The sequence below is a fragment of the Verrucosispora sp. TAA-831 genome (genome assembly GCF_050780145.1).
Taxonomy (GTDB): domain Bacteria; phylum Actinomycetota; class Actinomycetes; order Mycobacteriales; family Micromonosporaceae; genus Micromonospora.
Genome location: NZ_CP192240.1, coordinates 3,498,495 through 3,509,647 on the forward strand (window position 1 = coordinate 3,498,495; position 11,153 = coordinate 3,509,647).

9 protein-coding genes are annotated in these 11,153 nt (G+C 72.2%); 5 read left to right on the plus strand and 4 right to left on the minus strand.

Features of this window, described 5'->3' with window-relative positions; genetic code table 11:
* Positions 1-125: 125 nt before the first annotated feature.
* Positions 126-1,988, plus strand: coding sequence for an adenylyl cyclase (locus ACQVFL_RS15895; RefSeq protein ID WP_396695738.1), 1,863 nt, complete (start codon positions 126-128; stop codon positions 1,986-1,988).
* A gap of 59 nt (positions 1,989-2,047) precedes the next feature.
* Here ACQVFL_RS15895 and ACQVFL_RS15900 read toward each other — a convergent pair whose 3' ends face one another.
* The 3 genes from ACQVFL_RS15900 to ACQVFL_RS15910 form a co-directional block, all read right to left on the minus strand.
* A complete protein-coding gene (locus ACQVFL_RS15900) occupies positions 2,048-2,545 on the minus strand; it encodes an N-acetyltransferase family protein (protein WP_431729747.1) in 498 nt (165 codons plus the stop codon).
* Between the two features lie 126 nt (positions 2,546-2,671).
* The gene (locus ACQVFL_RS15905; protein ID WP_431729748.1) at positions 2,672-3,853 is read right to left on the minus strand and encodes a macrolide family glycosyltransferase; all 1,182 of its coding nucleotides are present in this window, start codon (positions 3,851-3,853) and stop codon (positions 2,672-2,674) included.
* A 17-nt stretch (positions 3,854-3,870) separates the two neighbouring features.
* Positions 3,871-5,046, minus strand: coding sequence for an acyl-CoA dehydrogenase family protein (locus tag ACQVFL_RS15910; protein ID WP_431729749.1), 1,176 nt, complete (start codon positions 5,044-5,046; stop codon positions 3,871-3,873).
* A 125-nt stretch (positions 5,047-5,171) separates the two neighbouring features.
* On the opposite strand from ACQVFL_RS15910, the gene ACQVFL_RS15915 reads away from it, so the two are divergent.
* From ACQVFL_RS15915 to ACQVFL_RS15925, 3 genes are read left to right on the plus strand one after another with little or no spacing between them, the layout of a single operon-like run.
* Positions 5,172-5,837 carry a TetR/AcrR family transcriptional regulator gene (locus ACQVFL_RS15915; protein WP_396695746.1) on the plus strand — a complete coding sequence of 222 codons (666 nt, stop codon included), beginning with the start codon at positions 5,172-5,174 and terminating at the stop codon, positions 5,835-5,837.
* A gap of 37 nt (positions 5,838-5,874) precedes the next feature.
* On the plus strand, positions 5,875-7,293 hold the full coding sequence (locus ACQVFL_RS15920) for an aldehyde dehydrogenase family protein (protein WP_431729750.1): 1,419 nt from the start codon (positions 5,875-5,877) through the stop codon (positions 7,291-7,293).
* Positions 7,290-8,366 carry a zinc-binding dehydrogenase gene (locus ACQVFL_RS15925; RefSeq protein ID WP_431729751.1) on the plus strand — a complete coding sequence of 359 codons (1,077 nt, stop codon included), beginning with the start codon at positions 7,290-7,292 and terminating at the stop codon, positions 8,364-8,366. Before ACQVFL_RS15920 ends, ACQVFL_RS15925 begins: the two co-directional genes overlap by 4 nt.
* An 81-nt stretch (positions 8,367-8,447) precedes the next feature.
* Here the strand turns inward: ACQVFL_RS15925 and ACQVFL_RS15930 are convergent, their stop codons facing one another.
* A complete protein-coding gene (locus ACQVFL_RS15930) occupies positions 8,448-10,034 on the minus strand; it encodes an alpha/beta hydrolase-fold protein (RefSeq protein WP_431729752.1) in 1,587 nt (528 codons plus the stop codon).
* Positions 10,035-10,388: 354 nt separating this feature from the next.
* On the opposite strand from ACQVFL_RS15930, the gene ACQVFL_RS15935 reads away from it, so the two are divergent.
* Positions 10,389-11,135 (plus strand): FadR/GntR family transcriptional regulator, encoded by a 747-nt coding sequence (locus ACQVFL_RS15935; RefSeq protein WP_431729753.1) that lies wholly within the window; start codon positions 10,389-10,391, stop codon positions 11,133-11,135.
* Positions 11,136-11,153 lie beyond the last annotated feature (18 nt).

The following is an 11,153-nucleotide window of genomic DNA, read 5'->3' on the forward strand; positions in this document are numbered from 1 at the left end:
ATCTCGACCCCGATTCCTGCACACCGTGATAGAAGTCCGCCCCGCCGAGAGAGCGCTCTCACACGTCGGGGTCCACCGCGTCGTCGGGCCGGAGATCACGCCGCCCCGACGGGAAGGACGAACGAATGCCGACTCGACCACACCGCCGGCGGCTCGCTCGCGCGCTGGCCTTCGGCCTCGTGCTGACCACCGCCGCCGTCGCCACCACCACCTCGGCCGGCGCGGGACCGCCCCGACCGGTCACCCCGAACTTCGGGCCGAACGTCACGATCTTCGACCCCAGCATGCCGGTCAGCCGCATCCAGGCCACCCTCGACGCGGCCCACGCCGCCCAGGTCGACAACGAGATGGGCACCGCCCGGCACGCGTACCTGTTCCGGCCGGGCAGCTACGGCACCGCCACGCAGCCGCTCCAGATCAAGGTCGGCTACTACACCGAGATCGCCGGACTGGGCGCCGCCCCCACCGACGTGGTCATCAACGGCAAGATCGAGGCGTACAACCGGTGCCTGACCGAGGGCGGCACCGGCAACTGCATCGCGCTGGTGAACTTCTGGCGCACCCTGTCCAACCTGTCGCTGCGCGTCAACGCCGCCGGTCAGGACGACTGCCGCGCCTCGGCCAACTTCTGGGCGGTCTCCCAGGCGGTGTCGATGCGCCGGCTGGACATCAGCGGCGGCGGGCTGTCGCTGATGGACTACTGCACCAACGGGCCGCAGTACGCCAGCGGCGGCTTCATCGCCGACTCCCGGCTGCCGGCCACCACCAACGGCTCGCAGCAGCAGTGGCTGACCCGCAACAGCGAGGTCGAGAGCTGGTCCAACGGGGTGTGGAACCAGGTCTTCGCCGGGGTGGTGGGCGCCCCCGACGACGCCGGGTTCCCCGACCCGCCGTACACCACCCTGGACACCACGCCGGTCAGCCGGGAGAAGCCGTACCTGTTCGTCGACGCCAAGGGCAAGTACCAGGTGAGGGTGCCCGCCGCCCGCCGGGACACCCGGGGCGTCACCTGGGCGAACGGGCTGACGCCGGGACGCACCATCCCGATCGGCGACTTCTTCGTCGCCCGACCCGGCGACTCGGTGCAGACCATCAACTCGCAGCTCGCCCGGGGCAAGCACCTGCTGCTCACCCCCGGCGTGTACGACGTGGCCCGCAGCATCGAGGTGCGCCGCCCCGACACGGTCGTGCTCGGCATCGGACACGCCACGCTCACCGCCGTCAAGGGAGCCGTACCGCTCGACGTCGCCGGGGTGCCCGGCGTGGTGATCGCCGGAGTCACCATCGACGCCGGCCGCACCGAGTCGCCGGTGCTGCTGCGGGTCGGCCGCAAGCACGGCCGCGACCACAGCACGCCGAAGAACCCGACCACGCTCTCCGACGTGTACTTCCGCATCGGCGGGCCGCACATCGGCAAGACCGACACCGCGCTGGAGGTCAACAGCGACCACGTCCTGATCGACCACACCTGGGTGTGGCGCGGCGACCACGGCGTGGAGGGCTTCACCGAGGGGGTCAACGGCGACACCGACCGCTGGCGGACCAACACCGGACGGTACGGCGCGGTCATCAACGGCGACCACGTCACCGCCACCGGCCTGTTCGTGGAGCACTTCCAGCGGTACAACACCGTCTGGAACGGTGAGCACGGCACCACGATCCTCTACCAGAACGAGTTGCCGTACGACCCGCCCACGCAGGCGGACTGGATGAACGGCACGGTCAACGGGTGGGCCGGTTACAAGGTCGCCGACCGGGTACGCCACCACACCCTGCACGGCGGCGGCGTGTACGTGTTCAACCAGAACAACCCGTCGATCCGTACCGAGAACGGGTTCGAGGTGCCGGTGCGGCCCGGTGTCCGGCTGCACCACATCATGACGGTGAACCTCAGCGCCGGCACCATCGACCACGTGGTCAACGGGGTGGGCGAGGCCGCCGACATGGACCGCGTCGGCGCACCCGTCTACCTGCGCCAGTACCCGTAGGGATGAAAGGAAGGGTCCCCTGCTAACGCCTGGTGTATAGCAGGGGACCCTTCCTTTCATCAGTGGACGGTCGGGCTGCGGCGTTCCAGGAGGACCACGTCGCGCCAGCGGCCGTGGTGGCGGCCCACCCGTTCCCGGGTGCCGACGACGCGGAAGCCGGCCCGCCGGTGCAACGCCAGGCTGGCCTCGTTCTCCGGGAAGACGCCGCTCTGGATGGTCCAGACACCGGCCGCCTCGGTCGAGGCGATCAACCCGTCCAGCAGCAGCCGGGCCACACCCCGCCGCTGCGCGGCCGGGTCCACGTAGACGGAGTGCTCCACCACTCCGGCGTACACCGCCCGGGTCGAGGTCGGCGTCACCGCGACCCAGCCGAGCACCGCGTCGTCGGCGTCCGCCGCGACCAGCCGGTGCGCCGGCAGCCGGCCGGCGTCGAAGGCGGCCCAGCTCGGCGCGACGGTCTCGAAACTGGCCTGCCCGCCGTCCAGCCCGGCCTGATAGATCGCCAACACCCGCTCGGCGTCCCCACCCCGCATCCCCCGAAGCACGACGTCACCCACCGAGCCCCCCTCTGATCGTGGCGGTGTGGCTGTTCGGCACGCCGACACGGGAACAGCCACACCGCCACGATGAAGCACGCACCGCCATGATCACACGCGCGCCACGATGAGATGCGCGCCACCGCGTCAGTGGGTGGCCAGGAAGCTCTCGACCGCTTCCGCCGCGTGCCGTACCCCGCCGTTCGCCCGCACCTCGGAGCGGACCGCGTCCAGGCGACGCCGCAACTCCGGGTCGTCGGCGACCGCGTCCACCGCCGTCCGCAGGGTCTGCGCGGTGACCTCGTCGGCCGGCAACAGGCGGCCGACACCGGCCGCGACCAGCCGGTCGGCGTTGGCGAACTGGTCCACCGCCTGCGGGATCGCCACCGTGGGCACGCCGCACCAGAGCGCCTCGGTGCAGCCGCCCATCCCGGCGTGCGTGACGAACGCCGAGGCGTGCCCCAGCACCACCACCTGCGGCACCCGGCGGTGCACCTCGACGTGGTCCGGCAGCGGACCCAGCGCGGCCGGGTCCACCTTGTCGCCGACGGCGAGCACCACGTGCCACCGGGAGTCGGCGAACCCGTCCAGGCACGCGCGGTAGACCGGTAGCTGGTCGTTGTACGCGGTGCCGAACGAGACCAGCAGCACCGGCCGCCCGTCGGCCGGTGGTGTCCAGCCCGTCTCGGTGAGCCGGGCGGGGTCGAGGCAGGGTCCGACGAAACGTACCCGCTGCCGGGACACCCGGTCGGCGTTCGGCTGCATCACCTCGGGGATCAGCGCGAGGACGTGCGGCGGGCGGCTGAGGAACGTGTGCCCGTCCTGCGGGACGCCGTTGTCGGCGAGCCACCGGTCCAGCGTGGCGTAGTAGTCGCGCCCGGACGCCGAGTCCCGTAGGGCGGTGTAGAACGCCGCCATGTCCTCGTCGTAGCCGTCCCAGGCGACCATCGCGGGCGACAACTGCACGGCCGGTACGCCGTACCGGGCACCGAGCAGCGGCCCCGCCAGACCGCCGATGTCGTACAGCACGAGGTCCGGCCGGTCCTCGTCGAAACGGGTGGTCAGCCGGGGCAGCACCGCCACCGCCTCGTCGAGGAAGACCCGCATCGCCGTACCCGGGTCCTCCGGCCAGGGGGTGTCGCCCTGCGGCAGGATCGTCGGGTGGGCGAGCGGCTCCGCGCCGGTCGACGCGACCAGGTCGGTCAGCGGTGCGCCGACCGCGTACGTGACCCGGTGGCCCCGGTCGGCGAGTTCCCGGATCAGGGCCAGCGAGGGATAGACGTGACTCGGCGCGGTGCTGCCGATCATGGCGATGTGACGAGCGGACATGCCGACGATTCTGACGACTAGCCGGCCAGATGCCCGCCGATTTTCGTGTAGCCGCGCAGCAGGTCGCGGGCGATGATCAGCCGCTGCATCTCGTCGGTGCCCTCGAAGATCCGATAGAGCCGTACCTGCCGGTACCAGCGTTCGATCGGCAGCTCCCGGGTGTAGCCCATGCCGCCGTGGATCTGGAGCACCCGGTCCACCACCCGGTTGACCATGCCGGCGCCGTAGAGCTTCGCCATCGAGGAGGCGTGTCGCGGGTCCAGGCCCGCGTCGACCGTCCAGGCGGCACGCAGGATCAGCCACCGGGCCGCCTCCAGCTCGGTCTCCGAGTCGGCGATCATCCACTGGATGGCCTGGTTGGCGCCGATCTTCGCACCGAAGGTCTCGCGCGTGTTGGCGTGCTCGATCGCCATCCGCAGCGCCCGTTCGGCGATGCCGACGGCGTGCGAGGGGATGGTGTACCGCCCCTTGCCGATCCACTCCATGCCGAGGGCGAAGCCCTGGCCGATCTCGCCGAGGATGTTGCGGTGCGGCACCCGTACGTCGTCGAAGACCAGTGACGCCGGCCCGCCCTCGCCCATCGTCGGGATGAACTCCGACCGCCAGCCCATCGCCCGGTCCACCAGGAACGCGGTCGCCCCGCCGTTGCGGGCGCCCCGCTCGGGATCGGTGACCGCGATGACGATGGCGAAGTCGGCGTCGGTGCCACCGGTGATGAAGGTCTTCTCGCCGTTGAGGATCCAGTCGTCACCGTCGCGGCGTGCCCGGAGCCGGATGTTGGCCGCGTCCGAGCCGGCGCCCGGTTCGGTGATGGCGAAGCAGGAGAGCCGTTCCCCCTCGATGGTGGGCAGCAGGAACTCCTCCTGCTGCTCGTCGGTGGCGTGGAAGAGGATGTTGTCGGCCTCGCCGCCGAAGCGGAACGGCACGAAGGTGCGGCCGATCTCGGTCCAGATCAGCGACTGGACGACGGCGGGCAGTTCCATGCCGCCGTACCGCTGCGGGGTGGCCAGCCCCCAGAAGCCGAAGGTACGCGCCTTGAGCTGCAACTCGCGCAGTTCGGCGCGTTCCAGGCCGGGCTGGTGGGCCCGTTCCCGGCGCAGCAGCTCCTGCTCCAGCGGCATGACCTCGCGGGCGATGAAGTCGCGGGCGGTGTCGCGGATGGCCCGTTCCTCGTCGGACAGTCCGAAGTCCATGTGCTCACCCGTTTCTTTCCGGTGGGGCTGGTGACGTCCTACGCTTAAACTAGCGCTGCAAGTTTTCGACTGTCCAGACCTGTGGCAGAGTTCCGCCACGGAGCACCGACCCGAGGAGGAAGCCCATGCCCCGGCCACGACAGGCGCTGCTCAGCCGGGAGCGGATCGTCGAGGCCGCCGTGGCGTTGATCGACGCCGACGGGCTGGCCGGGTTCTCCACCCGACGGCTCGCCGCCGAACTCGGCGTCCGAGGGCCCTCGCTCTACAACCACTTCGCCACCAAGGACGCGATCCTCGACGCGGTGGCCGACAGCATCACCGGCCAGGTGGACGTGTCGTACTTCGGCACGGTCGACTGGCGGGTGGCGCTGCGCCGGTGGGGACACACCTACCGCGCGGCCCTGGCCGCCCACCCGAACATCGTGCCGCACCTGGCACAGGGACCCGGGCGACGTCCGGCGGCGCTGGCGATGGCCGACGCCGTCTACGGCGGGCTCGTCGCGGCGGGCTGGCCGCCGGCCCGGGCCACCCACATCGGCGCGCTGATGCGGTACTTCGTGACCGGCTCGGCGCTCGGCTCGTTCGCCCGGGGCTTCGTCGAGGATCCCAGCCTCTACGCCGACCAGTACCCGCACCTGAGCCAGGCGCACCGGCTCGCCGAGCACCAGCAGCAGGTCGACGAGGGCGCCTTCACGCTCGGCCTGGACGCCCTGATCGAGGGGCTGTCGCGCAGCTACGAACGCAGCGTCGGCCCGCTGCCGCCCCTGCCGCCGACCGACGAGGCGTACTAGGGTCGAAACTTCCACTGCCAGGCGAGGTGAGGGCCGCATGGATCTCGTACGGACCGACGTCTATCTGGACGGGCGCTGGGTCACGCCGAGCGGCGGAGCGTCACTGGAGGTGCACGACCCGACGACCGAAGAGGTCGTCGCGACCGTACCGGCCGGCACCGCCGAGGACGTGGACCGGGCGGTGGCCGCCGCGCGTGCGGCGTTCGGGAGCTGGTCGGCCACCGACCCGGCGGACCGGGCCGCCCACCTCGACCGGCTGCACGCCGAGCTGACCGCCCGCGCCTACGACATCGCCCGCACCGTCGTGCGGGAACTCGGCACCCCGCTCAAGGTCGCCACCCGGGTGCAGACCGGCCTGCCGCTGACCGTGCTGCGCAGCTACGTCGACCTCGCCGCCCGACCGCCGGCACCGGAGACCGTCGGCAACTCGCTCGTGGTCCGGGAGCCGGTGGGCGTGGTCGGCGCGATCACCCCGTGGAACTACCCGCTGCACCAGATCGTGGCGAAACTCGCCCCGGCGCTGGCCGCCGGGTGCACGGTGGTGCTCAAGCCGAGCGAGCTGACGCCGCTGACGGCGTACCTGCTCTTCGACGCCGTACACGCCGCAGGCCTCCCGCCGGGCGTGGTCAACCTGGTCACCGGCACCGGGCCGGTGGTGGGCGAGGCCATCGCCGCGCATACCGACGTGGACCTGGTCTCCTTCACCGGCTCCACCGCCACCGGTCGGCGGGTCGCGCACCTGGCCGCCGACCGGATCGCCCGGGTCGCGCTGGAGCTGGGCGGCAAGTCCGCCAACGTGATCCTCGACGACGCCGACCTGGCGACCGCGGTCAAGGTCGGCGTTGGCAACGCCTTCCTCAACTCGGGGCAGACCTGCACCGCCTGGACCCGGATGCTGGTGCAGCGGTCCCGCTACGACGAGACCCTGGACCTGGTCGCCAAGGCCGCCGAGGGCTACCAGGTCGGCGACCCCCTGGAACCGGGCACCCGGCTCGGTCCGCTGGTCTCGGCGCAGCAGCGGGACCGGGTCCGTGCGCACATCGCCCGAGGGCTGGCCGACGGCGGCCGACTCGTCGCCGGTGGGCCGGACGCCCCGGTGCCGGACCGGGGCTTCTTCGTCGCGCCGACGGTGATCGCCGACGTCGACCCGGACAGCGCCCTCGCGCAGGAGGAGGTCTTCGGTCCGGTGCTGGCGGTCATCCCGGTCGTCGACGACGACCACGCGGTGAGCGTCGCCAACAACTCCCGGTACGGATTGGCCGGCGCGGTCTGGTCCGCCGACGAGGAACGGGCGCTGCGGGTGGCCCGGCGGCTGCGGACCGGGGCCGTCGACATCAACGGCGCGCCGTTCAACCCGATGGCCCCGTTCGGCGGCTACAAGCAGTCCGGCCTCGGGCGCGAGCTGGGCAGCCACGGGCTGGCCGAGTTCTGCGAGATCAAGGCGATCCAGCGGTGAGGGGCGTGGTGGCCCGGGCGGCCGACACACCCCTGCGGGTGGAGCCGGTCGAGCTGCCCGACACCGGCCCCGGCCAGGTCCGCGTCCGCATCCGGGCCTCCGGTGTGTGCCACTCCGATCTGTCCATGGCGAACGGCACCCTGACCGCGCCGTACCCGCTGCTGCTCGGACACGAGGCGGCCGGCGTGGTGGAGGAGGTCGGTGACGGCGTCGACCGGGTGGTCCCCGGCGACCACGTGGTGCTCAACTGGGCGCCGGCGTGCCGGTCCTGCTGGTTCTGCCGACGCGACGAGCCCTGGCTGTGCCGGCGCAACGGCGCGCCCGCCGTGGCGCGGGGGCACACCGTGGACGGTCGGCCGCTGCACGTGACACTCGGGCTGGGCGCGCTCGCCGAGCAGGTGCTGGTGCCGCAGGAGGCCGCCGTGGTGGTGCCGCCCGAGTTGCCGTTCCCGGCCGCGGCGCTGCTCGGCTGCGCGGTGCTCACCGGGGTCGGCGCGGTGCGACGTACCACCCGGGTGGCGGCCGGCGACTCGGTCGCGGTGATCGGTCTGGGCGGGGTCGGGCTGTCGGCGGTGGCCGCCGCCCGGGCGGCCGGTGCCGGTGTGGTGATCGGGGTGGACGTCGCCCCCGCCAAGGCCGAGTTGGCCGCCGCCGCGGGCGCCACCGACTTCCTGCTCGCGGACGACTCGCTGGTCCGCGCGGTGCGGGGGCTGACCGGCGGTCGGGGCGTCGACCACGCGGTGGAGTGCGTCGGGCGCTCCGCCACCATCCGCAGCGCCTGGCAGAGCACCCGCCGGGGCGGCCAGGTCGTCGTGGTGGGGATGGGCGGTAGGGACGACATCCTGGGCCTGAGCGCGTTGGACATCTTCCACTCCGCGCGGACGCTGCGCTCCTCGGTCTACGGATCGTCCGATCCGGACCGGGACGTGCCCGAGTTGGCGCGGGCGGTGCTCGACGGCACGCTCGACCTGGGCTACCTGGTCACCGACCGGGCGAGGCTCGACGAGGTGCCTGCGGCGTTCGCCCGGATGGCCCGGGGCGAGGGTGCCCGGACGGTCGTCGAGTTCGACTGAGCGACTGCGGGCCGGTGGACGACGACGGTCCGTGGTGACACCCCGGACGGGTGCCCCCACGGACCGGTCCGCTGCGTCGGGTCAGCCGGCCTGCGCCGGGCTGCTCTGCGAGGTGTTGTAGAGACTGTCGCCCTGGTAGCGGGCGGTCACCGGCTCGGTCAGCGGGCCGCTGACGTTGCCCTTGAACTCGGCGACGCCGTTGCGCACGTTCGCCGAACCGAGGCGCTTGTCGCCCGCGTAGAAGTCGACCTTGCCGGAGGGCTTGCGGTCGCTGGTGGTCACCGAGGCGACCTCGGCGGTCGCGATGACGCGGTACCGGTGCGAGTTGCCGGCCCGGATCGACTCGACGTCCAGGTCGACGGTGGTGCTCCGGAACGCGACGGTCCGCAGGTAGTCGTTGAGCATCTGCCGCCACACGTCCCAGACGTGCACCCCGTCGATGTTGAACTCGGTCACCTCGACACCGGCCGCACGCCAGTTCTCGGTCCGGGCGACCGAATCGGGCGCGATGTTGATCAGCCAGTCCTGTAGGCCGGTGCCGACGTGGATGCCGCCGGGCACGGCCTTCATCCGCGCCACCTGCTCGGCGGAGGGGTTCACCGCACCGCCGGCCGCACCCCACGCACCGTGGTAGCCGACCAGGTCGGTGTTGTCGTACAGCAGCGTGATGGCGCGGGCACCACCGGCGGACAGACCACCGAAGGCGCGGTCCTCGGCGCGGCTGGAGACGTGGTAGTTCTTCTCCACGAACGGGATGACGTTGTCGCGCAGCTCGTCGACGTAGCCCTGGTTGCCGTCGGGCAGACCGTTGAAGTCGGTCGACACGATCACCATCGGCAGCGCCTTACGGTCCCGGATCGCGTTCTCCAGGATCTCGTGGGCCACGCCCTCCATCGTCCAGTCGGTGGCGTTGCCGCCGCCGCCGTGGCTGAGGTAGAGCGTCGGGTACGGGGTGCCGCGCTTGGCGTCGTAGCCGTGCGGCAGGTAGACCACCACGTCGTGCTTGCCCGCCGGGTCGGTGGACAGCGGCGAGTCGTACCAGCGCTGCTCCAGCGTGCCGGCCTTCTTGCGGTCGACCGGCGCCTGGTAGCTGTTGTCGTAGGTGGGGAATCGCTTGCTGTTCGGCACGTAGACCCGGCTGAGCAGCGCACCCGGCGCGGTCGCGTGCGGCGTGACCTCCAGCGGGTTGGCCGGGTCGGGGTGCAGCGTGCAGCCGCTGGCCGTGGGGCTGTCGCAGTCGTGGGTGAACGCGTACCGGAAGGTGCCGGAGGGCAACGGCGTGGTGAACGTCCAGACCCCGTCGCGTCCCTGCTGCATCGGCAGCGGACGCCACGGGTCGGCGAGGATGTCGCCGGGCTGCCACTGCGCGCCGGTGCGGGCGTCACCGCAGCCCACGCAGGTCACGCTCGCCGGCTGGGAGAACCACCACTCGCCGTAGATCTGGACCGACTGCACGCCGGCGGGCGCCCGGTAGCGGAAGGTGACCGAGTGCCCCGTGGGGGCCTGGTTGGTCTGCACGACCTTCGGTCCGAGGGCGGCGGCCGGAGCCGCGGACGCCGCGGGAGCCGCGAGGGCCCCGGAGGCGACCGTCAGGCCCGCGACGGCCGAGACGGCCAGCGCACGGCGGAACCGGCGGGTCGACGCGGGTGGAGGATGAGCAACGGGCATGTGCGTTCCCTTCATCGGCTGGTCGCCCGGTTGTTCCCGGGGATGTCGCACGGGCGACCAGTGGTGGGTGCTGACGGGTCCGTCGCTCTCCTGGTGCGGGTGACCGGTCCGTGACGGTCCGATGAGGACCGGCGCGGGCCGGGCGGCGGCCAGGATGCTCCGGTCCCGGTGCGGTGCGGGGTCACACCGAGCCCGTCGTGCGCGCCACCTGCTGATTAACGTGATCGTCACACAAAGGTGATATCTTTGTAAACACATTGGTGGCACCTTTCGTCGCCGGTCCGCCCCGCGCCGAACCGGCCGGCGGTGCGCGGCGCGCTAGTCTCTCCGCAAGCGAGTGATCGGGGATCCTTGATGGGCGAGGCGACACGGGACCCGGCGCGGCCCGCAGCGCCGGTGCTGCACGACGCCGTGCTCGACGCGCTCGGGCTGGAGATCACCAGCGGTCGACACCTCGCCGGGCAGGCGCTCACCCTGGAGCAGTTGCAGCAACGCTTCGGCGTCTCGCGGACCGTGATGCGGGAGGCGATGCGGATCCTGGAGTCGTTGCACCTGGTGGCCTCCCGACGCCGGGTCGGCCTGGTGGTCCAGCCGATGCACCGGTGGCGGGTGCTCGACCCGCGCGTGATCCGCTGGCGACTGGAGGGGCCCGGCCGGGCCGCGCAGTTGCGGACCCTCACCGACCTGCGGGTGGCGGTCGAACCGCTCGCCGCCGCCGGGGCCGCCCGGCACGCCACCGCCGAGGAACGTCAGCGGCTGCGCGCGTTGGCCGCCCGGATGCGGCAACTCGGCGAGGCCGGTGAGCTGGACGCGTTCCTCGCCGCCGACGTCGAGTTCCACGCGCTGCTGCTCCATGCCTGCCTCAACGAGATGTTCACCGCGCTGACCGGGGTGATCGCCGAGGTTCTCGCCGGGCGGACCGAGCACGGACTGATGCCCAAGTGCCCCCGACCGGTCGCCCTGGACCTACACGAGCGGGTCGCGAACACGGTCGCGGCCGAGGACGCCCGGGGGGCCGAGAACGCGATGCGGGAACTCGTCGAGGAGGTACGCGACGCGATCGGCGCCGCCGACGCGGACCGACCGACTTTCACTGAGTGAGAACGCGGCTCCCGGCCG

Bases quoted from the DNA above. Each gene is read 5' to 3' on its own strand.
- ACQVFL_RS15895 (WP_396695738.1), top strand. From the start codon at position 126: ATGCCGACTCGACCACACCGCCGGCGGCTCGCTCGCGCGCTGGCCTTC.
- ACQVFL_RS15905 (WP_431729748.1), bottom strand. From the start codon at position 3,853: ATGTCCGCTCGTCACATCGCCATGATCGGCAGCACCGCGCCGAGTCAC.
- ACQVFL_RS15910 (WP_431729749.1), bottom strand. From the start codon at position 5,046: ATGGACTTCGGACTGTCCGACGAGGAACGGGCCATCCGCGACACCGCC.
- ACQVFL_RS15915 (WP_396695746.1), top strand. From the start codon at position 5,172: ATGCCCCGGCCACGACAGGCGCTGCTCAGCCGGGAGCGGATCGTCGAG.
- ACQVFL_RS15920 (WP_431729750.1), top strand. From the start codon at position 5,875: ATGGATCTCGTACGGACCGACGTCTATCTGGACGGGCGCTGGGTCACG.
- ACQVFL_RS15930 (WP_431729752.1), bottom strand. From the start codon at position 10,034: ATGCCCGTTGCTCATCCTCCACCCGCGTCGACCCGCCGGTTCCGCCGT.
- ACQVFL_RS15935 (WP_431729753.1), top strand. From the start codon at position 10,389: ATGGGCGAGGCGACACGGGACCCGGCGCGGCCCGCAGCGCCGGTGCTG.